We start from the raw sequence: 24,899 nt of genomic DNA on the forward strand, positions 1-24,899 counted from the left end.
TCAAACCAGGAACCTCTTTATTCCGGTAAAAAGACTTTAACAGCTCTCACCGTTGCTTTCAATTCATCCCGCTCAAATATCCCCAGAAACGTCCCATCCTGATCATATAACCGCAATAGACCTGGTTGCTCAGCAGGCGGTTCGAGCAAACGCGCCGACAATTTCTGGCCTTGAAGTGCTCCCTTGGCCTGATCAGCACCAACCGTATGTGCCGGGATGGAAGAAATGGCTTCATCAACCGGAATCAGCACCTCGGCTAACGTTCCATCCATCATGCGTTGTTCCACTTCTTCAAAGCGGAGGCAGTGATCAGCGGAAATGCCAGCCGATATCGTGCGCTCCAATTGTAGCATTGTGGACGGATACCCCAATTTCCTGCCGATATCCACACATAAGGTTCTAATATACGTCCCTTTGGAACATAAAGCACGAAACGATATATCCGTGGTGTCGCCTTGTTTCTCAATTCCTGTCAGTTCCAGTTCATAGATCGTAACTTCACGACTCTTGCGCTCTACCGTTTTCCCTTCACGAGCAAGTTCGTAGAGACGTTTCCCATCCACTTTGACCGCCGAATACATAGGTGGAACCTGAGAGATGGTGCCCTGGAATTGTTCCAGCACCTGCTGAACCTGCTCCTGTGTTACCTCAACAGCCTTCTCTGACCGCTCAATAACCTCACCCGTCATATCCTCGGTGTCTGTAGACAGACCCAGTCGTAGCGTTGCCAGGTATTCCTTGGGGAGCTCCTGCATGTACTCCACCACACGTGTTGCCCGTCCAAGGCAGAGTGGCAGTACGCCAGTAACTTGCGGGTCCAATGTGCCTGTATGACCAATACGTTTCATTTTGAGAATGCGACGCATTTTGGCCACAACATCATGAGACGTAAATCCCGCTGGTTTGTACACCGGAAGTACGCCTTCAAATGGTTTTACCATTGAGTATTCACCTGCTTCAGCACTAATGCAACGATATCTTCCAACTTACCTTCCACGCGACATCCCGCAGCGAGGACATGTCCGCCTCCACCAAAGTTCTGTGCAAGCGAAGCAACATCAACCTTGCCCGCCGACCGAAGAGATACTTTTACGGCATTGTCATTGATTACTTTGAAAAAGATACCCACTTCCACACCTTGAATGTTGCGCGGGTAATTGACTACCCCTTCAAGATCTTCATTGGCTGCACCACAAGCGATCATATCTTCTGGTGTAATGACTACCCAAGCAATTTTGCCATCGTCCGTCATTTGCAGACTTGAGAGTGCCTGATTCAATATACGCACTTGGGGAAGCGTCACCTGCTCTAGCAAAATTTGTGCGAGATAAGGCCCGTCCACACCATGTTCAAGCAATTTGGATGCGGTGGTCATCACATTAGGACTCGTATTGGCATAGCGGAATCCACCTGTGTCTGTTAGCAATCCTGTATATACTGCTGTAGCCACATCTTTATTCCATTTCACTGGGAAAAGATTAAGGAAATCAAACAGAATTTCAGCCGTTGCTGCCGCGTCTGGCTTAATGATGTTTACTGTGCCATATGCGTCATTCGTCGGATGATGATCAATATTTAAAATGACAGCATCTTCTTCGAAATAATGACGAGTCAGACCTACTCTGGAGAAATCTGCACAATCCACACAGATTATCGCTTTATATTTCCGCTCCGGTGGTTGTTCGGTCATGTTCACGATCTTGCCAGCTTCCCACAAAAAATGCATGCGCTGAGGAATTTCACCTTCATTAATCATCGTGAATGTCTTACCCAGACATGACAGCAGCCAGCCCACCGTTACCGTCGAGCTGACTGCGTCACCGTCCGGCTGTACATGCGACACGACCAGGTAATCATCATGCTCCAGCAGAAATTGCTTTCCGTCCTGAAGCGCCTGTTCATAAGTGTGCATTGCCGTCTCCTTTATTCTGTTACTCGGATTCGTTCTTGTCGGTACCGATATCACCAAGCAGCTTCTCGATCCGGCTGCCATATGCGATGGATTCGTCGATCTTGAATATCAACTCGGGAACATGTCGAAAACGGATACGCTTGCCCAGTTCGGTACGCAAAAATCCATTTGCTTTGGCCAGCGCTTTAAGCGAGTTATCCTTTTGTTCCTGTTCACCGAAGACACTCAGATAAACCTTGGCTTGCGACAAGTCCCCTGTTACTTCGACTCCCGTTACGGTAATAAAGCCGATACGAGGATCTTTCAGTTCAGATTGGATGAGCAGACTTAATTCTTTCTTGATCTGCTCGCTCACTCTACCTGTACGAACCTTAGCCATTGTTGTTCACCTCATGCTTCCTTGCTTATCGTTGTACGGTCTCCATAATGAAGGCTTCAATAACGTCGCCCTCTTTGAGATCATTGTATTTATCCAGCGTGATACCGCACTCGTAGCCTTGGGCTACTTCTTTGGCATCATCTTTGTAGCGTTTCAGGGAATCCAGCTTACCTTCGTAAAGGACGATGCCATCACGAATCACACGTGCTTCCGCGGAACGGGTAATTTTACCCGAGGTAACCATACATCCAGCAATGGTACCCACTTTACTGATGGAGAATGTGCTCCGAACTTCAGCATGACCGATTACTTTTTCTTTGTAGATCGGATCAAGCATACCTTTCATCGCTTGTTCAATCTCTTCAATAACACTGTAGATCACGCGATGCAGACGAATGTCTACTTGCTCTTGATCTGCAGTCGATTTCGCCTGGTTATCAGGACGAACGTTGAAACCGATAACGATGGCATTCGATGCAGCAGCCAAAATGATGTCGGATTCTGTAATCGCACCAGCGCCGCTGTGAATGATTTTCACGCGCACACCTTCAACTTCGATTTTCGCAAGGGAACCTTTCAATGCTTCAACCGAACCTTGTACGTCACCTTTAATGATTACGTTCAGATCTTTGATTTCGCCGTCTTTGATGTGCTGGAACAGATCATCCAATGTTACACGTGTGTTAGTACCCAGATCGGATTCACGTTGTGTAATTGCACGTTTGTCAGCGATGGAACGCGCTTTACGCTCATCCTCAAACACCATGAACGGATCACCAGCACCTGGAACCTCAGTCAGACCGGTAATTTCTACAGGTGTTGAAGGTCCAGCTTCTTTTAAACGGCGACCTTTGTCATTCACCATCGCACGTACACGACCGAAGCAGTTACCTGCGACAAAAGCATCTCCGACTTTCAGTGTACCGTGCTGCACGAGAATACGGGCAACTGGGCCACGTCCTTTATCCAGCTCGGCTTCGATCACTGTACCACGGGCACGTTTGTCCGGGTTCGCTTTGTACTCGTTCACTTCTGCAACGAGCAGGATCATTTCAAGCAGACCTTCCAGTCCCATTCTTTGTTTCGCCGAAACGTTAACAAAGATGGTATCGCCGCCCCACTCTTCTGGAACGAGTTCATAGTTGGTCAATTCCTGTTTTACTTTATCCGGATCTGCACCCGGCTTGTCAATTTTGTTGACAGCTACGATAATTGGCAGCCCTGCAGCTTTAGCATGGTTAATTGCCTCAACCGTTTGTGGCATTACACCGTCATCAGCAGCTACAACAATAATTGTAATATCCGTAACCTGTGCTCCACGTGCACGCATAGCGGTAAACGCTTCGTGACCCGGTGTATCTAGGAACGTGATTTTTTTGTTGTTAATTTCTACTTGATAAGCACCGATATGCTGTGTGATACCGCCTGCTTCTCCGCCCGTTACATTCGTTGAACGAATCGCATCAAGCAATGTTGTTTTACCATGGTCAACGTGACCCATGATCGTAACTACTGGTGGACGAGATTGCAAGTCAGCAGGCTCATCATTCTCTTCCAGAGTCTCGAAACGGTCATCTTCAAGGACAATTTTCACTTCAACCTCAACACCGAACTCTCCAGCAAGCAGAAGGATGGTTTCGATATCAAGCTCTTGGTTAATCGTTGCCATAACACCCATTGCGATGAGTTTTTTGATAACTTCAGAAGCATCTTTATGGAGCAACTTCGCTGTTTCACCAACAGTCATGTCACCACGTACGATGATTTTCTTAGGTGTGTTATCAATTTTCTCACGTTGTTGGTACTGTTGTTGATTTCTGTTGCGGTTGTTCTTGCCACCACGGTTACCGCGGAAGTTGCCGCCACGGTTGTCGTCATAACGACGTCCACCGCCACCGCTGTTTGAACGATTGCCGCTATTGCTGTTGTTATTGCCTGAATTACCTTGGCCGCCTCTGCGTTGGCCTTGTCCCGAGCTCTGTCCTTGGCCACCAGTACGGTTGCCACCAGTGCCAGTGTTGCCACCGCTGTTCGGGCCTGCACTTCTTGTTTGACCGCCACCACTGCTCGTTGGACGTTGACCCGTACTTTGCGGACGGGATGCTGTGCTGCTTTGTCCACCTTGAGCTGGTCTTGGACGATTACTTGATTGTCCTCCTTGGCTTGAGCCTTGGGAAGAATTCGTTCTGTTGCGGCTGTCTTGGCCGCTAGGTCTTTGGGAGCCATTGTTATTGTTGGAATTTGGTCTATTGTTCATACCTACCTGCTTTTCCTGTTGTATTTTTGTTTGTACGGGACTACCGGATGTGTTGTTGCTTTTCGGCGTGTTCACTCCGCCGGCCGGTTTGTTGCTGTCCACTGTTTTGTCACTGCGCATTGACGAAGTAGCAACGGATTTTGCTTCGTTGTTTTGTTTGGAAGCCGCAGTGGATTTTATATCTTTAAAAAATTGTTCCACCTTACCGACTGAACCATTCTCCATGACACTCATATGATTGTTTACGGGAATATCCAGCTTTTTAAGAATGGTTATAATTTCTTTACTACTCATATTAAGGGACTTCGCATATTCATAAACTCGCAATTTATCCTTGTTTTCCTGTTTACTCAATATACTCCACCTCCGACATTATACCGACTTGCTTGGAGATCATTTTTGCAAACCCTCGATCCGTTACTGCAAGAACAACCCGCGTTTCTTTACCGATACTTGAACCCAGACTATCCCGGTCAAATCCGATCACCAGTGGAACTTTATATGTCCCGCATTTGTCGCGAAATTTCTTTTGTGTATTGGCCGAGGCGTCACCCGCAACAATAACCATTTTAGCTTCGGAAGAACGGATCGCTTTAAGTACAATTTCTTCACCTGTTACAAGTTTGCCTGCACGCATGGAGAGTCCCAGATAAGACAATGTTTTGTTATTCATCATGTTCACGCTCCTGTGCTGCTATGAATTCGTCCTCTACCGCGACAAAATCAGCTGCCAATTGCTCATAAATTTCCGGTGAGACTTTGCCCTTTAGCGCCCGATCCAAAGACCGGTTTTTGAGTGCAAGCTTAAAACAGGACTCTTTGCCGCATAAATAGGCACCACGTCCGGACTTTTTGCCAGTCAAATCGATTAGCACTTCATCCTCTGGCGTTTTAACGATACGGATAAGCTGCTTTTTGGGCATCATTTCCTGACACGCCACACATTTGCGCAGCGGTACTTTTTTGGTTTTCATACGTTAGCGCCCCCCGTGCTTTACTTTAGTCGACGGAGATGGAATCTTGGTGCATTTCCAAAGAAGAATCTTTCTCTCTGCCGAATTCCTGTTCCGCCTGGCTCTCGCTCTTAATGTCGATTTTCCAGCCGGTCAGTTTGGCTGCCAATCGGGCATTTTGACCTTTGATCCCAATGGCGAGGGACAGCTGATAGTCAGGAACAATAACCCGAGCCATCTTTTCTTCCTCAAATACTTGAACTTCCAATACCTTGGAAGGACTAAGTGCATTAGCCACATATTCGTCTACCTGGTCGGAGAAACGAACGATGTCAATTTTTTCACCGCGCAGCTCACCCACAATGGTCTGCACGCGCATTCCCTTAGGACCTACACATGATCCAACCGGATCAACTTCCTCATTGCGGGAATGAACGGCAATCTTGGAGCGGAAGCCCGCTTCACGTGCGACGGAGCGAATCTCGACTACACCGTCAAAAATTTCAGGTACTTCCAGTTCAAAGAGACGTTTCAACAAGCCCGGATGGGTACGGGACAAAATGATTTGCGGCCCTTTGGTCGTATTCTCGACCTTGGTGATGTACGCTTTAATACGGTCACCATGAACAAACTTCTCGTTCGGCATCAATTCGGTCAGCGGTAAAGCCGCTTCGATTTTGCCCAGATCGATGTAGATATTGCGCAAATCCTGACGCTGCACCACTCCCGTAACGATATCTTCTTCCTTATCTACGAAAGCGTTGTAGATCAGGCCGCGTTCGGCTTCACGAATCCGCTGGGTAACTACCTGTTTGGCAGTTTGTGCGGCGATACGTCCGAAATCACGCGGCGTAACTTCAATCTCCGCAATATCTTCCAGCTGGAAGTGTGGGTTGATCTCTCGTGCAGCAGGCAATGAAATTTCGGTACGTGAATCCAGGACTTCTTCCACGATCAATTTGCGGGCATATACCCGGATAACACCCGTATTGCGGTTCATGTCAACACGCACATTCTGGGCGGTGTTGAAATTACGCTTGTAGCTGGAGATAAGCGCTGCCTCGATCGCTTCAAAAAGCACATCCTTGCTGATCCCTTTTCCCGCTCCAATTCATTCATTGCTTCAATAAAATCCATACTCATGAATGTTGATCCCCCTTTCAAACATGGCATCTCATACGTAAAACGGCGAAAGGCTCTAAACTCATGAGCACCTTGCCGTTATCGTGAGATGTGTCTTTTTCATTAATAAGTGAACAAGGCACTTAAAACAGAATGGCCAGGCGCGCACTCGCAACCTTGTCATAAAGAATGGCATGCTGTTTCTTGCCTGCTTCGATCACAAGTTCCCCGTTATCAAAGGAAAGCAGCTTGCCTTCAAATTCCTTTATTCCATTTACCGGCTCGTAGGTTGTAACAAATACATTTTTGCCTACGGATTTGGCAACATCCTCTGGTTTTTTCAGTGGACGCTCCGCACCGGGAGAAGACACTTCAAGGAAATAGATGGTTGGAATCGGATCGTTCTCATCCAGCTTGGCGCTCAGCTTTTCGCTGATCAAGACACAATCATCGATGTCGATGCCACCCTCTTTGTCGACATACACCCGTAAAAACCAGTTGCTGCCTTCTTTGACGTATTCGATGTCAACCAGCTCGAAGCCTTGTTCGTTCAAGTAGGGTTGGATCATTTCTTCCACGGTAGATTTAATGTTCGTTGTGCTCAAAACCGATAACCTCCAACTTAGGTTACACCAGCAAATAAGGACTGGCAATTTCTTCATTACCCAAGATTCTTGTATACCAAAGACTAAAGAGTGGGTTTCCCCACTCTTTAGAAATTCGTACTATCTCGTTCACTTCAAAAATTATAACATAGTCTGGTAATAGTGACAAGTAAGCGATCATTCAGGCATTTTGGTTACTAATGAAGAAAAATTTCGCAATCACATCACAGACCAACATTGGATACGCAAAATGCCATTTTAGAACAGTGATAATTGATTGCTTTCCGGCAAACCACGGAAGCATCCCATACCAGTCAACAGCTCAACAATCGTTTTACTTGCTTTGGACTTCTGCTGGAAATCTTCAATCGACAGGAATTCTCCATGCTCTCTTGCCGCAGCGATGTTGCGTGCAGCATTATCCCCGATTCCTCCCAATGCAGAGAACGGAGGAATGAGTGAATTACCGTCAACGATAAACTTCGTCGCTTCCGAACGATAGAGATCAATCGGTTTGAGCGAGAATCCGCGTGCTGCCATCTCAAGTGCCATCTCAAGGACAGGCAGCATATTTTTTTCTTTTGGCGGTGCTTGGAAACCTAATTGTTCAATCTCTACGATCTTCCGATAGATGGGCTCATAGCCCTGACATACCAATTCTATATCAAACTCATCCGCACGAACTGTGAAGTATGTCGCGTAGTATTCAATAGGGTGATACAGCTTGAAGAAGGCTGTACGCACTGCCGAGATAACATAAGCTGCCGCGTGGGCCTTCGGAAACATGTACTGGATTTTAAGACAGGAGTCAATGTACCATTGCGGTACCTTGCAATTTTTCATCTCATCAATCCATTCTTGCGGCAAACCACGCCCTTTACGCACACTCTCCGTAATTTTAAAGGCCAGACTGGCGTCCATGCCTGCCTTATAGATCAGGAACAACATGATATCATCCCGGCAACCAATCACCGTTTTGATGTTACACGTTCCATTTTTGATTAGATCTTGTGCGTTACCGAGCCATACCCCCGTACCATGAGACAATCCGGAGATCTGGAGTAAATCGGCAAAAGAAGAAGGCTGTGATTCGACAAGCATCTGACGTACAAACTTCGTGCCCATCTCTGGTACACCAAAAGTGGCAACAGGTGATCGAATCTGCTCCGGCGTAACGCCCAGTGCCTCCGTTGAGTTGAACATGCTCATGACTTTAGGATCATTCATCGGAATCGTCGTTGGATCGATTCCCGTCAAATCCTGCAGCATCCGCATCATGGTTGGATCATCGTGCCCCAGAATATCGAGTTTTAGCAAATTTTCTTCGAAGGCGTGATAGTCAAAGTGCGTTGTTTTCCACTCCGCATTAACATCATCGGCCGGGAATTGTACAGGCGTTACATCTTCCACTTCAATATAGTCTGGTACAACGACAATACCACCAGGATGCTGTCCGGTACTACGCTTAACCCCTGTGCAGCCGGAAGCCAGACGATTCAGCTCAGCCCCGCGCCATTTCTTGTGATGCTCTTCCTCATATTTCTTGGCAAAACCGAACGCCGTTTTCTCAGCCACCGTGCCGATCGTGCCCGCACGGAAAACACTCTTTTCGCTGAAAAGCACCTTAGTATAGTTATGCGCATGCGGCTGATAATCACCCGAGAAGTTCAAGTCAATATCGGGAACCTTGTCCCCTTTAAAACCAAGGAAGGTCTCAAACGGAATATCCTGCCCTTCGCCTTTTAGTCGGCCTCCACAATCAGGGCATTCTTTCTCCGGAAGGTCAAATCCACTCGGTACACTGCCGTCGAGGAACCACTCACTGTGTTTGCATTCCGGATTCACACAAATATAGTGTGCTGGCAGCGGATTAACCTCGGAAATACCCAGGAAAGTAGCAACGACAGACGAACCAACGGATCCCCGGGAGCCGACAAGGTAGCCGTCCTGATTTGATTTTTTAACCAGTCGTTCCGAGATCAGATAGTTGGCAGAAAAACCGTATTTGATGATTGGCTTCAGTTCTTTCTCAAGTCTCGCCACAATGACTTCCGGCAGTTCCTCACCATAAATGGACTTGGCGGTATTATAGCAGGTATTGCGGATTTCATCGTCCGCACCTTCCAGGATTGGGGTAAACAGCTTATCCGGGAACAGCTTGATTTCCTCAAATCGATCCGCTAATTCAACCGTATTTGTAACGACAACTTCGTAGGCTTTGTCTTGGCCCAGGTACTGGAACTCTTCCAGCATTTCATCCGTCGTTCTTAAGTGAGCATCCGGTTTACGCTGATCCTTGAGCGGGCTAAAGCCTGTAATTCCATGAATGGTAATATCCCGATATAGCTTGTCGCGCGGCTCCAGATAATGCACGTTACCTGTCGCTATGACCGGTTTCCCCAATTTTGCACCAATATCAACAACTTTGCGAACCGCGAGCTTCAATTCCTCAGGTGTAGCTACCAGCCCTTTGTCGACCAAGTGCATATACATCGTCAGAGGCTGGATCTCCAAAATGTCATAGAAGTGAGCGATCTCTTCTGCCTCTTCAAGTGATTTGTTAAGCACCGCCTCGAAAAACTCGCCTTTTTCACAACCGGATAAAATAATGAGGCCTTCACGCAAATTGATCAGTTTCGATTTCGGAATACATGGTACCCGTTTGAAGTGCTCCGTATGAGAAAGGGATACCAGTTTATAGAGATTCTTTTTGCCGACATCATTCAAAGCATAGATTCCACAATGGAATGGACGCGTATTCGAGAGATCAACACCGACATAATCGTTGAGCCGATCAAGCATGGTCAGGCCTTTCATCTGGAAAGCATCATTAACCAATCCATTCAGTATGCCTGCGAGTGCAATCGTATCATCAATCGCCCGGTGATGACTTTCCAGTGCTACTTTATATTTATCCGCCAGCGTATTCAGACGGTGGTTCTTCATTTTTGGATATAACAACCGTGCCAGTTCCAATGTATCAAGGACAGGGTTCGGAAGCTCAGGCATACCAAGCTGTTTCAGTGAAGCCTGAATAAAGCCCATATCGAATCGCGCATTATGCGCAACCAATACGCCATCTCCGGCAAACTCTACAAAGTCACGGATAACCGGTTCTAGCTCAGGTGCATCCTTCACCATATCATCGTTAATGTTGGTCAACTGCTGAATGTTATATGGAATGCGCTCATGCGGATTTACAAAGGTAGCAAAGCGATCAATCTCTTTTCCGTCCTCTACCTTCACTGCAGCAATCTCGATGATCTTGTTCTGGGTTACCGATAGACCTGTGGTCTCAATATCAAAGACAATATACGTCGCTGATTTGAGCTCCAATGGCTGCGGCGCCAAAACAACAGCAACCGAATCGTTCACCACATTGGCCTCAAGGCCGTAAATCATTTTAATTCCGTTTTTCTTGGCCGCTTTGGACGCCTCCGGATACACCTGCACACCGCCATGATCACTTACCGCGATTGCCTTGTGTCCCCATTCCGCTGCAGTCTTTACATATTTGTCGATCGAAGTTACGGCATCCATTGTACTCATTGTGGAATGCAGATGGAACTCAACCCGTTTCTCAGCTGCATTATCCTTACGGGATGGCGGTGCCTTTACTTCAACCAAATCTGACGGAATCATAGCAAGTTCCGGGATTTGCATAAACCGGTCGTATTCTACACGTCCACGGACTTTTACCCATTTTCCATTGGCAAGCAAGCTGAGGATTCTGACATCCTCTTTTGTTTTGGCGAACATCTTCATTTGCATGGAATCCGTGAAGTCCGTCAAATAAAACGTAAATAACGTATTTCCGTTACGCAATTCTTTGCGATCCAGTCCAAAGACCGTTCCCTGTAACGTAACCTTTTTCTCTTCATCTTGAACTTCCTGCATAGGTACAGGTGGTTCTTTGATCTCATATCCCATTTGTAAGCGAACATCGCCCTGTTCTTCCTCTTCAGGCATTTCCGAGTCCACTTCGCTCATCATCTGTTCGATTACTTGAAGCTCTTCTTCCCGCTTCTTGAGCTGGAATTGCTCCATCGCCTCTTTGTTGCTTTCAACCTCACCAACGAGCAGTTTGACCCGCAAGGGCACTTGAAAATACTTATCATAAAAGGTTGTTATTGCCTGATCAATCTGCTTCTTCTTCGCAAGCTCCATCGACATGGCATCACTCATCGTCAATTGCAGCAGATCTGCTTCACATTCAAACTTGGTGCGATTCATCCAACCATTCACGGATGGAATCTCCCGTGTAACCCACTCTAGGAACAGATTCCAATACTCACTGACAATATCACCAATCTCGACCTGATCACTATATTTGAAACCAAACGTAATCTTGGAAATATGATTCATTTTCTCCTGGATATGCAGGCAAAATGTACGATAGATTGGAGCAGGAACCAAGGTATCCTTTGCAATCACAATAGTCCAATCGCGGTTGCTACGGCTTGTCTCCACCCGTTCAATCCATCCATCCAAAAAGTAGGGCTCTATCAGGCCAGCCGGAAGCTCCGTCTGTTTCATCAACAACTCAAACCGTTTTCTCTTCTCCTCGAATCCACTCATCGTGTTCCTCCTTGTACCCCCTTCAAACAGAAAAAGCCTCTGCATTCAAAAATGTCCCCGATCCGAACCCGCACCGACTCATTTTATCCGACAGAAGCTCTCCATTCCTTACTCTTACGGTGAATAAGTGCAGTTAGTCATGTCTTCCTGACCTAGTACGCTCTTGCAAACACAACCGTGTGTTTCGCTTGTTCACCACAAGCCAGGCACGTATGCTTTTCTTCCGCAGGCTGGAACGGAATATTCCGGCTTGTTGCACCTGTTACTTCTCTTACTTTATCTTCGCAAGCTTCTGAACCGCACCATCCAGCCAGTGTGAACCCGCGTTTGTTTTCCATCAATTCCTTCATCTCATCAAGCGTATCGACAGAGTAGAAGTTGTCCGACATAAACGTGCGAGCACGTTGCAGCATATCGGCTTGCACTTGAGTCAGCATCGTCTGGATTTCTTCCACCAGATTCGCTTGTTCAACCACTTTCTTCTCTCCAGTAATCCGGGAAACGAGAACACACACACCATTCTCCATATCACGCGGACCAATCTCAAGACGAATTGGAACACCACGCATTTCGTACTCGTTAAATTTCCAGCCTGGACGAACATCACTGCGATCATCCATTTTCACACGGATTCCCGCTTGTTTCAGTTCAGCGAACAACTCATCCGCACGGCCTACAACGGCATCACGCGTTTTTGGAGGTCCAATCGGAATCATAACCACTTGTGTTGGTGCTACTTTAGGAGGAAGAACCAGACCACGGTCATCCCCGTGAACCATAATCAATGCACCGATCAGACGTGTGCTTGTTCCCCACGAAGTGGTGTGAGCCAATTCCAGTACGTTGTTGCGGCTAAGATATTGGATCTCAAATGCTTTCGCAAAATTCGTACCCATATAATGAGAAGTTCCGGCTTGAACCGCACGTCCATCCTTCATCATTGCTTCGATGGAGAAGGTGTCTACAGCACCTGCAAATTTCTCGGATTTTGTTTTCTGACCTGTAATAACGGGAATTGCCAGATATTCTTCCACAACTTCGCGGTAAATTCCAAGCATTTTCATCGTCTCTTCGCGTGCTTCTTCTTCGTTCTCGTGCGCCGTATGGCCTTCTTGCCACAGGAATTCACTTGTACGAAGGAAAGGCAGTGTTCTCTTCTCCCAGCGAACCACGTTAGCCCATTGGTTGATCAGTACTGGCAAGTCACGATACGACTGAATCCATTTGGAGTACATATGACCAATGATGGTTTCGGAGGTTGGGCGGATTGCCAGACGCTCTTCCAGCTTTTCTCCGCCTGCTTCCGTTACCCAAGGCAATTCAGGGTTGAACCCTTCAACATGTTCTTTTTCTTTTGGAAAAAGCTCTCGGGAATAAACATTGGGAAGTAAGCATTGCGATGACCGGTTTCACGGAAACGACGGTCCATCTCATCCTTGATGTGCTCCCAAATTTCGAAGCCGTCTGGTTTGAAAACAATACAACCGCGTACGGGTGAATAGTCCATGAGATCAGCTTTTTTAATAACATCAATGTACCAGCGTGAGAAATCCTCGCCCTGAGGTGTAATTTCAGTCACGAACTGTTTATCATTTTCCTTTGACATAAGACTCCAGCGTCCTCCCATAACGACTAGCTCTGAATAGTCAGAGCTAGTCAAACCATAATTATCCGTTAATTAATCGTAATATATCATTATATGTTACTGCCAGCATCAGTACAAACAACATGGCGAAGCCGACAAAGTGAACCATACCTTCACGGTTAGGGTCAACGGGTCTGCCCCGCAGCCCTTCAATTCCGAGGAATACAAGACGGCTTCCATCCAGCGCCGGAATTGGCAACAGGTTGAAAATACCGAGGTACAGACTCAAGATAGCTGCCCATCTCGTCAACTGCTCGATCCCCTGCTTCGCAATTTGGCCTGTAACTTCAAAAGTACGCACAGGACCACCAATATCATCCATGTTAAACTGATTGATCAAGTGCTTGAAGCCCTCAAAGATCACTTTGGTTGTATCGACCATCGCTATCCCTGACACCTTGAAGGTTTCTACAAATCCAACGGATCGGGTTGGTAACGTTGGTACAATTCCTACTTTCCCGCCTTCTTGTCCTTCTACGGCACGAGGTGTAATCGTTATATTAAACGTTTCATTTCCCCGACGCAGCGTCCATTCCATCGGTTTGTCTTTGGAATCAGCAATCATCGTCACCATTTTTTGCGAATCTGTACCAATAGCAGTACCATTGATTGTTTCAATGATATCTCCCTTTGCAAATTCGCCTGGTCGGCGGCTCCACCTTCAAGCACTTCACCAATTTCCAGATTTTGCGGATTTTCAACGACAACGCCTGCCATTTGCGCATATACGGCAAACAACACAAATGCCAGGATGAAATTCATGAGTGGTCCGGCAAAAATAGCCAGGGCCCGCTGCCCCACCGTTTTACTGCCAAATTGGCGATCTTTCGGTGCAATCTGGGTTTGTTTGCCTCGACTTACTAACATCGCTTGCGGATGTATCCGGTACTGCTGAATTTCGCCATCCACATCGAGTTGCAATTTCAACGCAGTCTCCATATCTATGGAGATCACTTCACCACGAATTACATTTTTTCGGTTATCCAATTGATCGAGGTAGATCATTTTGACTTGGTCATCAGCAGCTCTTACTGCAATGGTCTGACCTTCTTGAATCTCTACCAGTTCCGGGTCTTCCCCAGCCATACGTGCATATCCGCCAAAAGGCAGCAAACGCAGTGTAAACTGGGTCTCGTTTCTTTTATATGAGAACAATTTGGGACCAAAACCGATCGCAAATTCCCGTACAAGAATACCGGCGCGTTTGGCAAAATAATAATGTCCCCATTCATGAACCGTCACGATGACAAAGAACATGAGCACCGTTAGAAATACCACTTGTATGGTTTCCAATCCCTATCCATCCTCCTTCACGGCACGAACCGCAGTCTGTCCCTTTAGATTATCATTATTCTCTGATGCCGCACAAGAGAATCACTTCTTCCATTTTATCTTGAAAAAGAGATCAAAGACTGAACGCAAATTGACGGCTCTCCTGATCACATCTTGCGATTTCCTCCAGATCAGGCTTGTCCACATTGCGGTGTGCTTCCAGCACAGAAGCAATAATATCCTCTATTTTAAGGAACGAAATCTCTTTACGCAAGAAGCGGGCTACGGCAACCTCGTTGGCTGCATTAAACGCCGTTGTTGCGGTTCCTCCCATTTTACCACACTCGTACGCCATTCTTAAACAAGGGAACCGTTCCATATCCATCTCACGGAAATGCAGCTCGCTCGCTTGCGCTAAGGATAGACGTTTCGCAGGTGAAGGCAAGCGGTCAGGATAAGTAAGTGCATACTGAATGGGAACACGCATGTCCGGATTGCCAAGCTGCGCAATAATACTCGTATCATTAAACTCCACGTAGGAATGAATGATGCTCTCCGGGTGTAGCAACACATCAATCTGATCATAACTTAGACCAAACAGCCAATGCGCTTCAATAACTTCCAGGCCTTTATTCACCATCGTCGCCGAGTCTATCGTAATCTTCGAGCCCATGGACCAATTCGGATGTTTGAGCGCATCTTCCACGGTAACTTCCTTTAACTGTTCACGAGTCAAATGACGGAAAGATCCTCCAGAGGCCGTAAGCGTAATTCCCATCACACGTTCACGAGGCTCTCCATTCAGGCATTGAAAGATAGCCGAGTGCTCACTATCTACAGGCAGAATCGGTACCCCTTTTGCAGCCGCTCTGGCAGTAACAATGTGTCCCGCTGTAATTAGAGTCTCCTTATTAGCCAGCCCAATCTGTTTGCCTGCATCAATAGCAGCCAGGGTTGACTCAAGCCCAACACTCCCCATTACAGCAGTAACAACCGTATCTGCATCCGTTCCGGCAGCAACTTCCACCAGTCCTTCTTTACCATAAAAAAGCTGCGTTTCAGCAGGTAAGTGCGGAGCCACGATTTCGGCCAGCTCTTTCGAGCCAACGGATACCTTTTTGGGCCGGTAGCGCTTCGCTTGTTCAATCAGCAGTTCTATATTGCCCCCAGCAGCAAGTCCCTCTACTTGAAAGCGTTCGGGATGCATATCGACTACATCCAGTGTCTGGGTTCCAATGGAACCCGTTGACCCGAGAATCGCAATTTTTTTCATGCCGCACCTCATCTTTATTTATCCAATGCCTATGACGAACATCTCGTCATGTGGCTTGTGCTCATCTTTAATAGGGCAAAAGCATTAGTATATGTACGAATGGAAAAACGACAATCCAGCTGTCGCACCGATCCAGAATACCGCCATGCCCCGGGAGCAGAGTGCCGGAATCTTTGATGTTATACACACGTTTGTAAGCAGATTGGATCAGATCTCCCATCTGTCCCACAACCGCGCATGCAATCCCAATCCATACCGCTCTTTGCCAAGACAACAACCCGTCTGACACCCATGCAAAAACAACAGAAGTGACTACCGCGATTACTATCCCGCCGAGCGCACCCTCTACTGTTTTGTTAGGACTAATCGAGGGCCACAATTTGTTCTTTCCGATCAGTTTTCCAACAAAATAGGCACCAGCATCACTTGCCCATATGGAACCTAACAGCAGGAATGTCCAGAACAATCCATGATGCAAATGTCTCGATTCTGCAATGTAATAAAAACCGATTCCAATGTACATTACTCCCAGAAAGAGCATAGCTACTGTGTTCACAGAAATCTTATTTTTAGTTACAACAGAGGCTGTCATTAAAACCAGCATCACAATCCAGCCAATCTGGAATAACGTTAGCGGTCTGGCTTCCCAAACCATTTCCCAAGGAAATACAATTGCAAAGATACCTGCATAACCGATTAGGGCTACACCTGAAAAAGGCTGTACCCCGGTCATTTTCACAAATTCATAATAACCGATGAGAGCCATAAGCAATACCAAACCATGGTACCAGGGTCCGCCCAGCATGCAAAAACCCAAAAACAACACACCTGCTATGATTCCAGTCGTTAATCGCTGTTTCAACGGCTTCATCCTCCATCTATTTCAAACCGCCGTAACGCCTTGTTCTGCGCTGATATTCGGCTACTGCTTCAAGCAAATGCTTTTTGCCAAATTCGGGCCAGTATATATCCGTAAACCATAATTCGCTATATGCAAGCTGCCAAAGCATGAAATTGCTTAATCTCAACTCTCCACTCGTCCGGATCAGCAAATCCGGATCAGGCATATCCCCAGTGAGCATATGTTTGTCAATGAGTTCAGGCGTAATATCCTCTGCCGATAGTTCCCCCGACTTTACCTGCAGAGCAATCTGTTTGACACATTCTGTCATTTCGCGACGACTTCCGTAGTTCATTGCAAAATTCAAAACAAGCCCTGTGTTATGTTCCGTAAGACGTATAGCTTCACGCAAAGCATTAATGGTATGTGAAGGCAAATGCTCCTCCTGGCCCATCATACGAATGCGTACATTTTTTTCTATAAGTTCATCCAGCTCTATCGCCAAAAATTCTTGCGGAAGCCGCATCAGAAAATCCACTTCTTCTTTTGGACGCGTCCAGTTTTCTGTCGAAAAAGCGTACATCGTCAGATATTTGATGCCCAGTTCATCCGCCGCGATGGTCGCACGTTTGACCGCCTTCATCCCATTCTGATGGCCAGCTATTCGCGGGAGACCCAAACGTTTCGCCCATCGTCCATTGCCGTCCATAATGATGGCGACGTGCTGCGGGATATTATCCTCGGATATAGTCAGCGTTTCCTGCTTGTCAGCCCCATTCCACCACGACCGAACCCGTTTGATCATTCCTGTTCCTCCAAAATCCCTGAAGTTTCTTCACCTGAAGCTTGGAAAAGAGACAAAACCCCACCGTATTGGAGGGGCTGCGCTTGTCTTACACTTCCATGATTTCTTTTTCTTTGGCAGCGAGTACCTTATCGACTTCAGCAATAAACTTGTCGGTCGATTTTTGGATGTCGTCTTGATGTCTCCGGGACTCGTCCTCGGAAATGTCTGACTTCTCCATTTTTTTAATATCATCATTCGCATCACGGCGAATATTACGAATGGCTACTTTACCTTCTTCACCGAACTTTTTCGTCAACTTCACTAGTTCTTGTCTGCGTTCTTCCGTAAGTGCTGGAATGGACAGACGAATCATTGTTCCGTCGTTCGCTGGCGTAAGGCCAAGATCGGATTTCATAATTGCACGCTCAATGTCCCCCATGGAGGATTTATCCCATGGCTGGATCATCAGTGTCCGGGAATCCGGTGTACTGATATTAGCCAATTGGTTGAGCGGAGTCATTGCACCGTAATACTCCACTTGAATCCGGTCGAGAAGAGCCGGAGTTGCACGACCTGCACGCAAAGTGGCAAGATCACGTCGTAACGCTTGAATCGCTTTATCCATACGTTCTTCGGCATGTTTTTTAACCGCTTGTGGCATTAATCTACACTCCCTTTAACGATTGTCCCGATGCGTTCACCAAGAACAACACGTTTGATGTTACCTTGTTCCGTAATGGCAAATACGATCAACGGAATGTTGTTGTCCTTACAAAGCGAGGACGCCGTTGAGTCCATTACACCAAGATCTTTGTTAAGTATATCCATGTAAGTCAACTGATCAAACTTGACAGCTGTGCTGTCCTTAAACGGATCTGCTGAGTACACACCATCTACTTTGTTTTTGGCCATCAAGATGACTTCTGCTTCGATCTCCGCTGCGCGCAGTGCTGCTGTTGTATCGGTGGAGAAGAACGGGTTACCTGTACCTGCTGCAAAAATAACGACCCGGCCTTTCTCCAGATGACGAATAGCTCTACGACGAATATAAGGCTCTGCGATTTGTTGCATGGCAATTGATGTCTGTACGCGTGTAGGCACTTCAATCTGTTCCAGTGCATCTTGCAGTGCGAGCGAGTTCATAACCGTCGCCAGCATCCCCATATAATCCGCAGTCGCTCTGTCAATGCCGTTTTCGCTACCGGCAATTCCACGCCAGATGTTTCCGCCGCCACATACGATAGCAACCTGTACACCTAGTTCAACCACTTCTTTTACTTGCTGGGCAATCGACGAGATCGTCTCTGCATCAATACCGTAGCCGTTTTGACCGGAAAGAGACTCTCCGCTGACCTTTAAGACAACACGTTTAAATACTGGCTGTTCCAATTATTCACCCTCCACTTTGAATTGAACACCCTGGGCGTTCAACCAACAAAACTTCTCGCGCATGGCCTCCTGCTTAAAAAGAAAGGAACACAGTTGTGTTCCGCTCTTTTAGGAAAAACGTTCAACCGGTAAGGCATTGTTTTCCTGGGATATAAGGGAGTAGCGCTTCGAAGTTTCATCATTCTTATATCTTCGAAAATCATTTCTGCTTGCCGGTTTGAAAACCGTCTTATTTGTTTACTTGGGACATAACTTCTTCTACGAAGTTGTCTACTTTTTTCTCAAGACCTTCACCCAGCTCGTAACGAACGAAACGACGGATGGAGATGTTTTCACCGATTTGGCTAACTTTTTCGTTCAACAGTTGGGAGATCGTTTTGTCTGGATCTTTAACAAAAGTTTGCTCCAACAGGCAGAATTCTTCGTAATATTTACCAATACGGCCTTCAACCATTTTTTCAACGATTTTTTCCGGTTTGCCTTCGTTCAAAGCTTGAGCTTTCAGGATTTCTTTCTCTTTTCCAGCTCTTCTGTAGGAACTTCTTCACGAGTGACAAATTTCGGGTTCGCTGCTGCGATTTGCATAGCGATGTCCTTAACGAAATCTTTGAATTGGTCTGTTTTACCAACGAAGTCCGTTTCACAGTTAACTTCTACCAGTACACCAATACGGCCACCAGCGTGGATATAAGATTCTACAACGCCTTCAGTTGCTGCACGGCCAGCTTTGCTTGCTGCTGCTGACAGACCTTTTTCACGAAGCAATTCAGCTGCTTTCGTGATGTCACCGTTTGCTTCTTCCAGTGCTTTTTTGCAATCGAGCATACCTGCGCCCGTTTTTTCACGGAGTTCTTTTACTGCACTCGCATTAACTGCCATTATTAATTCCCTCCAAAAATAAGTAATTGTACGTACACTCTAAAAAAAGGGCAGTGAGAGGTTATCCACCTACCAACCACCCTTTTCATTTAATTCATTAGATATGTTCGAATCTATTAAGCGGAAGTTTCTTCGCCTTGGTTAGCTTCGATAACGGCATCAGCCATTTTACCTGTCAACAGCTTAACGGCGCGGATTGCGTCGTCGTTACCCGGGATAACATAATCGATCTCGTCCGGATCGCAGTTTGTATCAACGATACCTACAATTGGGATACCCAATTTGCGAGCTTCCGCAACAGCGATACGCTCTTTGCGTGGATCGATGATGAAGAGGGCGCTTGGCAGGCCTTTCATATTTTTAATACCGCCGAGGAATTTCTCCAGGCGATCTTTCTCTTTGCGAAGCAAGATTACTTCTTTTTTAGGCAATACAGCGAAAGTACCGTCTTCTTCCCAAGCTTCCAACTGTTTCAAACGATCAATACGTTTTTGAATAGTTGAGAAGTTAGTCAGGGTACCGCCGAGCCAACGTTGGTTAATGTAGAATTGACCAGCGCGTTCAGCTTCTTCTTTAACGGAATCTTGAGCTTGTTTTTCGTACCCACGAAAAGAATTGTACCATTCTCTCCTGCGATTCCTTTAACGAAGTTGTAAGCCTCTTCGACTTTTTTCACTGTCTTTTGCAAGTCAATGATATAAATTCCGTTTCTTTCAGTGAAGATATAACGATCCATTTTTGGGTTCCAACGACGAGTTTGGTGACCGAAGTGTACCCCAGCTTCGAGAAGCTGCTTCATGGAGATTACTGCCATCTTCACACACCTCCTAATATGGTTTTATTGTGTCCTCCGCCGGCATCATTTTTCGCCAAGACTCTCCATCAGGAAAGCACCCTCAACAAAATTAGCACATGCGTGTGTTTTAACACCGTTATCTAATATAGCATAACTGATTGCCTGATGCAACAGTCTTTCAAACTAAAATGCCTTGTACAAAAAAGTGCTCTTTTCAAACAAGTTCATATCCGTAGTAGCGGTGCAAAACCTGTCACAATCTATAAATAAAAAACCGTCCTTCTGAGCGCACTCAGTTTGACGGTTCTTTTGTAATCTTGGCAATAATGGATTTGAAGCTTTCGCCCTTCTCCAGGTCATAGGTGCCTACTTGTATTTTGGTATTAATTCGTTCAGCCCTGCCAGCTTTTATGAAAGCTTGTGCACTATCGACAATCCCGGCTTTCTCCAGATTACCCGCCACAATGGCCAGACTGTTGCCTGAACGTACTTTGAAAGATACTGTAGCCGCAGCTTCAGGATTGTTAGGCGTTGACGGCTCAGTCGTCTTGGGCTGATTGACTTCGTTCTGGTTTCCGCTTTCATTGGTGGCAGGTTGCTGTGGATTCTCGGGTTGCTCCGGTTCCTCAGCTGACTTTGCCGCTTCGGGGGCCGTTGCCGTTTTCCCCTGCAGTTCGCTACTTTCCTGTTTCTTCTTCGCTACCCACTCAGTTTCTGTATACAGCTCATCATCGGAAGCTACAAGCTTCATATCCATACTCTTCGCCGCCGCTTCAAGCTGTTCCATGGTCAGGTTGGCTGTAGCTACATCCGGGTCAAGATTACTCTCAGACAATGCGTTTTGTCCAACCGTTGCAAGCTGCAGCAATACCGCACCAGCAATCATGCCACTTCCAAGTCCAATCCATAAGGAGCGCTTGTCCATTTCTTAGCTCTCCTCCCGTTCTGCCAGCTGTAAAATCAGCTGTACTTCTCCACGTTGTATCCCCGTCTGCTTGGCAATGGCATCGACTGACTTTCCTTCGGCATATAAATTAAACAGCTCTGCATATCGATCCTTAATGGATTCACGTACAGGCTTAGATTCTTGCTCAGTCGCCTGCTGCACTGTTTCTGATGCCTGTTGGGACAAATCAGCTCGCACACTGTCTACAAGCGCCTGAGCTTGCAATCCGCTTGTGCTATGTACCGGAATTATATTGGAGGATATGTCTGTTTGTGTCGTTTTACTTTCTTCGAGTTGATCCAGCCTCCGCTGTAATTCCTGAAGCTGAGATTGCATACGCTGATCTGCAGCCGTCGCCTCACCCTTCATCTCAGCAACACGCTGGATGAGAGCATCATTGTCGTTTTCGATCTCAGCCATATAATGTTCAAGCGTAGTTTCCATCTCTTGCACCAGGTGATGCCCAGGCTCCTGCACCTTGTTTTTCTTGGGCATGATAAACGCATATGCAATAGCGCAGGCTCCTAATATGACAATAATGATCCATGGTGACAAATTGGGTTCTCTCCTTTTAATGCAGCCATCGATGCTCAAGACTACATGTGAGTCACATGTCATCCATTACAACGACAGGTCAATATGTTTTCCTTTGTATGGATGCTCGGCAGGTTTGACAGTTTCCAGTGTTGAAGTCGCTTCCGTTTCGTTGGAGCCGCTCTGCTGCTCTTGGTTTCTGGACTGACCATCGCGTACATTGGTGTGTGCTGTTTCATCCAGCGCCTCGCTTCGTTGCCTTGCTTCATTTGCTTCTTTGGCCGTTTGTTCTGCCAGCAAGTTCTGGTCCGTCACCGGTCTCTGCTGAGCTTCACTCTGATAACGCCCGGCCTCACTTGTTCTAGGTACGGCAATCTGCAACTCAACCGCTTTGAAACTCATACGTTCACCTCACGGTATCGAATGGATTTCTTCATGTGTTTGAATGCTGTACTTAAACGAATGGAACCATCGTTATATCCCCATCATGATAATAAAAAGATATTCGACTTATCGGATCTTTAATAAATTTGGTGTATCTGCCGATAACTATTCTAGAGCCACCATAAATCATCTTATGGATATCGACGCGAGCCCTGCTTGTATCTTCAAGCACCTTTTCAATTTCAAAGATACGTATTTTCGTTTCCTCGCTAAGACGAAGGGCAGATTTTTGTGTAGCACTCAGTTTGATTCGCATTGACATTTTATCCGGGCTTAATTGCCCAGCAGCAGCTAACTGATCCAATAATGTCAAAGCTTTTTTCGTTTTATCCAAGGCATCCATCTGTTCCCTGACTTCCTTACGCAAGTCATTCAGCTCATTACGCAGCTTAGGTAATACACCAACTTCAATGGATGTCACAGTAGACATGCTGTTGCCAACAACACGTGCCGATACTTTTTCACCGGCCTGGATCGACCCGCCAACGATAAGTCCTTTTGTGCCTTCACAGATTACCGCATTTCCCGCACGAATCGTGGAGTGCATAATACTTTGGGATACCAGAACATTTTCCGCCGCATCGACGTTGCCTTCTTGAATAAAGGTACATTTCACGTTATGTCCAGCTTGTACAAGTCCTTTGTTATAACCAATAATACCGCCGGTAATTTCGACAGAGCCTCCCGCTTCCAGTTCCGCTCCCTCGACACCTCCGACAACACGAATATCCCCGCCGCTTTTACTTTAAAACCGGTGAGCACATTACCTCGGATAACAACTGTACCCACAAAATCGATGTTACCAATGTTATAATCCACATCGCCATTGATCTCGTATACAGGAAACACATTCAATTTGTTGCCATCTGTTTTGGTAACCAATCCATCCAGAGCAGCATACATCGCAGTTCCTTCCGGATTAACGACAACGTTTTTCCCAACTTTGAAACGGGCTTCTTTCCCGGGACGAAAGGGATCTCTTCACCTGTCACAGCCTTACCTACCGTGCCATCCACAGGAGGAATACGTTCGGCAATGATTTGACCTGTTCGAACATTGTTTAAACGAGTCACTTCTTTGTAATCGACTTTCCCGTCTTCCGCTTCCAGAGGGCGCCGTTCATTGGAATCGTCCATGCCCACCAGTACTTTGATGAATCCATCCGTTCCCTGTACTGGTTTAATCCCTTCCGCAATCTTGCATTGATCCTTCACATACATCTCAGGACGACTCACAAAAACAAGCAATGCTTCGCGCAGCACACCGTACTTAATGCCCTGACTTGCTACATATTGTTCGAGTTCCTCCGGTGTACAGGCAAAACCTTCTTCCTGTTTGGAAAATTCAAGGTAGGCCGTACTTTTATCATCTGATAAAACAATGCTCAAACACTGTTCCAAAACAGTCTGCTGTGTCAATGCATTTTTTCCCCTTTTAGGCTTTCCACTCCCCAAAAATCCTAAAATTCACACTTTCTATTCAACTATTAATCTTTACGCATAAGCAAGTCTTTCTGTTTATCCAGTGTTCCCCGTAGCCTTAAGATGGCCTTTGAGTGCAGTTGAGAGATTCGTGACGGAGAAAGAGACATGACCTCAGCAATTTCACTAAGAGACAGATCTTCATAATATAAAAGTGAAACAACCGTTCTCTCTTTGACCGTCAATTTATCAAGCCCTTGCACCAAAGCTTCTTTTAAATAGAACTCATTGACTTTATAATCCGGATTTTTAGCTTTTTCGTCGACCATTAAGGATAGTCGAGTCTCAGACTCTTCTTCCCGAATCGGGTCTTCTAGAGAGCAAAGCGACATTACTGCCACTTCCTGAAGCATATGTTGAAAGTCTTTCGTCGACACGTCGAGATACTGACTCATTTCTTCATCACTGACGGAACGCAAATATGTCTGCTCTAACTGCTGGTAAGCATCTTCAATCCGCTTTGCTTTCTCCCGAACGGAACGAGGCACCCAATCTCCCTGTCGTAAACCGTCAAGGATTGCACCACGTACCCGCCAGGAGGCGTACGTTTCAAATTGCAGACCACGCTCATAGTCGAATTTCTCCAGTGCATCAATCAATCCCATGACACCATTGCTCTCCAGATCATCTTTCGGGACATTTTTGGGCAGACCGACAGCCAAACGCCCGGATACATAGTTTACAATATGAAGATACTTTTCGATCAAACTTTTCTTGGCTTCAAGATCGCCTTGTTCTTTCCACTTTTCCCACAGGTCAGCGTGGTTCAAATGCGAAGCTTTACGCTCGTTCAATTGCTTTCACCC

17 protein-coding genes and 6 pseudogenes are annotated in these 24,899 nt (G+C 46.4%); all 23 read right to left on the bottom strand.

Going from position 1 to position 24,899, the window contains the following annotated elements:
* Window positions 1-17: 17 nt before the first annotated feature.
* The 23 genes and pseudogenes from truB to ACTWJ7_RS23075 all read right to left on the bottom strand — a co-directional run bounded on the left by truB (window position 18) and on the right by ACTWJ7_RS23075 (window position 24,887).
* On the bottom strand, window positions 18-941 hold the full coding sequence (gene truB, locus ACTWJ7_RS22965) for a tRNA pseudouridine(55) synthase TruB (RefSeq protein WP_301879225.1): 924 nt from the start codon (window positions 939-941) through the stop codon (window positions 18-20).
* Window positions 935-1,912: a DHH family phosphoesterase gene (locus ACTWJ7_RS22970; RefSeq protein WP_024630259.1), complete on the bottom strand. Its 978-nt coding sequence runs from the start codon at window positions 1,910-1,912 to the stop codon at window positions 935-937. Before ACTWJ7_RS22970 ends, truB begins: the two co-directional genes overlap by 7 nt.
* 19 nt (window positions 1,913-1,931) lie before the next feature.
* Window positions 1,932-2,291 (bottom strand): 30S ribosome-binding factor RbfA, encoded by a 360-nt coding sequence (rbfA, locus tag ACTWJ7_RS22975; protein WP_079346932.1) that lies wholly within the window; start codon window positions 2,289-2,291, stop codon window positions 1,932-1,934.
* Window positions 2,292-2,316: 25 nt separating this feature from the next.
* A complete protein-coding gene (infB, locus tag ACTWJ7_RS22980) occupies window positions 2,317-4,902 on the bottom strand; it encodes a translation initiation factor IF-2 (protein ID WP_301879227.1) in 2,586 nt (861 codons plus the stop codon).
* Window positions 4,895-5,224, bottom strand: a complete 330-nt coding sequence (locus ACTWJ7_RS22985) for a YlxQ family RNA-binding protein (RefSeq protein ID WP_029880929.1) — start codon at window positions 5,222-5,224, stop codon at window positions 4,895-4,897. Before ACTWJ7_RS22985 ends, infB begins: the two co-directional genes overlap by 8 nt.
* On the bottom strand, window positions 5,214-5,522 hold the full coding sequence (gene rnpM / locus ACTWJ7_RS22990; protein ID WP_053783828.1) for an RNase P modulator RnpM: 309 nt from the start codon (window positions 5,520-5,522) through the stop codon (window positions 5,214-5,216). The genes ACTWJ7_RS22985 and rnpM overlap by 11 nt, the downstream gene beginning before the upstream one ends.
* Before the next feature lie 25 nt (window positions 5,523-5,547).
* A pseudogene (gene nusA, locus ACTWJ7_RS22995) lies at window positions 5,548-6,644 on the bottom strand (transcription termination factor NusA).
* 122 nt (window positions 6,645-6,766) lie between these two features.
* Window positions 6,767-7,228, bottom strand: coding sequence for a ribosome maturation factor RimP (rimP, locus tag ACTWJ7_RS23000; RefSeq protein WP_024630253.1), 462 nt, complete (start codon window positions 7,226-7,228; stop codon window positions 6,767-6,769).
* Between the two features lie 258 nt (window positions 7,229-7,486).
* Window positions 7,487-11,806 carry a PolC-type DNA polymerase III gene (locus ACTWJ7_RS23005; protein WP_079346936.1) on the bottom strand — a complete coding sequence of 1,440 codons (4,320 nt, stop codon included), beginning with the start codon at window positions 11,804-11,806 and terminating at the stop codon, window positions 7,487-7,489.
* A 152-nt stretch (window positions 11,807-11,958) separates the two neighbouring features.
* Window positions 11,959-13,412 (bottom strand): annotated as a pseudogene (proS, locus tag ACTWJ7_RS23010) (proline--tRNA ligase).
* A gap of 61 nt (window positions 13,413-13,473) precedes the next feature.
* Window positions 13,474-14,744: pseudogene (gene rseP / locus ACTWJ7_RS23015) on the bottom strand (RIP metalloprotease RseP).
* A gap of 112 nt (window positions 14,745-14,856) precedes the next feature.
* On the bottom strand, window positions 14,857-15,996 hold the full coding sequence (locus tag ACTWJ7_RS23020) for a 1-deoxy-D-xylulose-5-phosphate reductoisomerase (RefSeq protein WP_301879232.1): 1,140 nt from the start codon (window positions 15,994-15,996) through the stop codon (window positions 14,857-14,859).
* Window positions 15,997-16,063: 67 nt separating this feature from the next.
* Window positions 16,064-16,858, bottom strand: coding sequence for a phosphatidate cytidylyltransferase (locus tag ACTWJ7_RS23025; protein ID WP_024630248.1), 795 nt, complete (start codon window positions 16,856-16,858; stop codon window positions 16,064-16,066).
* Window positions 16,859-16,874: 16 nt separating this feature from the next.
* Window positions 16,875-17,642 carry an isoprenyl transferase gene (locus ACTWJ7_RS23030; RefSeq protein WP_285079510.1) on the bottom strand — a complete coding sequence of 256 codons (768 nt, stop codon included), beginning with the start codon at window positions 17,640-17,642 and terminating at the stop codon, window positions 16,875-16,877.
* A gap of 88 nt (window positions 17,643-17,730) precedes the next feature.
* Window positions 17,731-18,285, bottom strand: coding sequence for a ribosome recycling factor (frr, locus tag ACTWJ7_RS23035; protein ID WP_024630246.1), 555 nt, complete (start codon window positions 18,283-18,285; stop codon window positions 17,731-17,733).
* On the bottom strand, window positions 18,285-19,013 hold the full coding sequence (gene pyrH, locus ACTWJ7_RS23040) for a UMP kinase (RefSeq protein ID WP_024630245.1): 729 nt from the start codon (window positions 19,011-19,013) through the stop codon (window positions 18,285-18,287). Before pyrH ends, frr begins: the two co-directional genes overlap by 1 nt.
* Window positions 19,014-19,242: 229 nt before the next feature.
* Window positions 19,243-19,892 (bottom strand): annotated as a pseudogene (tsf, locus tag ACTWJ7_RS23045) (translation elongation factor Ts).
* A gap of 116 nt (window positions 19,893-20,008) precedes the next feature.
* A pseudogene (gene rpsB, locus ACTWJ7_RS23050) lies at window positions 20,009-20,706 on the bottom strand (30S ribosomal protein S2).
* Between the two features lie 274 nt (window positions 20,707-20,980).
* Window positions 20,981-21,613, bottom strand: coding sequence for a hypothetical protein (locus ACTWJ7_RS23055; protein WP_301879234.1), 633 nt, complete (start codon window positions 21,611-21,613; stop codon window positions 20,981-20,983).
* A gap of 3 nt (window positions 21,614-21,616) precedes the next feature.
* Window positions 21,617-22,189: a hypothetical protein gene (locus ACTWJ7_RS23060; RefSeq protein WP_079346946.1), complete on the bottom strand. Its 573-nt coding sequence runs from the start codon at window positions 22,187-22,189 to the stop codon at window positions 21,617-21,619.
* 66 nt (window positions 22,190-22,255) lie between these two features.
* Entirely contained in the window at window positions 22,256-22,570 is a 315-nt protein-coding gene (locus tag ACTWJ7_RS23065) for a hypothetical protein (RefSeq protein ID WP_301879235.1), read from the bottom strand.
* Between the two features lie 52 nt (window positions 22,571-22,622).
* Window positions 22,623-24,030, bottom strand: a pseudogene (locus tag ACTWJ7_RS23070) (DUF342 domain-containing protein).
* Between the two features lie 68 nt (window positions 24,031-24,098).
* The gene (locus ACTWJ7_RS23075) at window positions 24,099-24,887 is read right to left on the bottom strand and encodes a FliA/WhiG family RNA polymerase sigma factor (protein ID WP_024630238.1); all 789 of its coding nucleotides are present in this window, start codon (window positions 24,885-24,887) and stop codon (window positions 24,099-24,101) included.
* Window positions 24,888-24,899 lie beyond the last annotated feature (12 nt).

This window comes from Paenibacillus sp. 1A_MP2 (assembly GCF_052244825.1).
Lineage (GTDB): Bacteria > Bacillota > Bacilli > Paenibacillales > Paenibacillaceae > Paenibacillus > Paenibacillus vandeheii.

What these genes read in the sequence shown, in the direction of transcription:
- truB (WP_301879225.1), bottom strand. Translation starts at nt 941, where the DNA reads ATGGTAAAACCATTTGAAGGCGTACTTCCGGTGTACAAACCAGCGGGA.
- ACTWJ7_RS22970 (WP_024630259.1), bottom strand. Translation starts at nt 1,912, where the DNA reads ATGCACACTTATGAACAGGCGCTTCAGGACGGAAAGCAATTTCTGCTG.
- rbfA (WP_079346932.1), bottom strand. Translation starts at nt 2,291, where the DNA reads ATGGCTAAGGTTCGTACAGGTAGAGTGAGCGAGCAGATCAAGAAAGAA.
- ACTWJ7_RS22985 (WP_029880929.1), bottom strand. Translation starts at nt 5,224, where the DNA reads ATGATGAATAACAAAACATTGTCTTATCTGGGACTCTCCATGCGTGCA.
- rnpM (WP_053783828.1), bottom strand. Translation starts at nt 5,522, where the DNA reads ATGAAAACCAAAAAAGTACCGCTGCGCAAATGTGTGGCGTGTCAGGAA.
- ACTWJ7_RS23005 (WP_079346936.1), bottom strand. Translation starts at nt 11,806, where the DNA reads ATGAGTGGATTCGAGGAGAAGAGAAAACGGTTTGAGTTGTTGATGAAA.
- ACTWJ7_RS23020 (WP_301879232.1), bottom strand. Translation starts at nt 15,996, where the DNA reads ATGAAAAAAATTGCGATTCTCGGGTCAACGGGTTCCATTGGAACCCAG.
- ACTWJ7_RS23030 (WP_285079510.1), bottom strand. Translation starts at nt 17,642, where the DNA reads ATGATCAAACGGGTTCGGTCGTGGTGGAATGGGGCTGACAAGCAGGAA.
- frr (WP_024630246.1), bottom strand. Translation starts at nt 18,285, where the DNA reads ATGCCACAAGCGGTTAAAAAACATGCCGAAGAACGTATGGATAAAGCG.
- ACTWJ7_RS23055 (WP_301879234.1), bottom strand. Translation starts at nt 21,613, where the DNA reads ATGGACAAGCGCTCCTTATGGATTGGACTTGGAAGTGGCATGATTGCT.
- ACTWJ7_RS23065 (WP_301879235.1), bottom strand. Translation starts at nt 22,570, where the DNA reads ATGAGTTTCAAAGCGGTTGAGTTGCAGATTGCCGTACCTAGAACAAGT.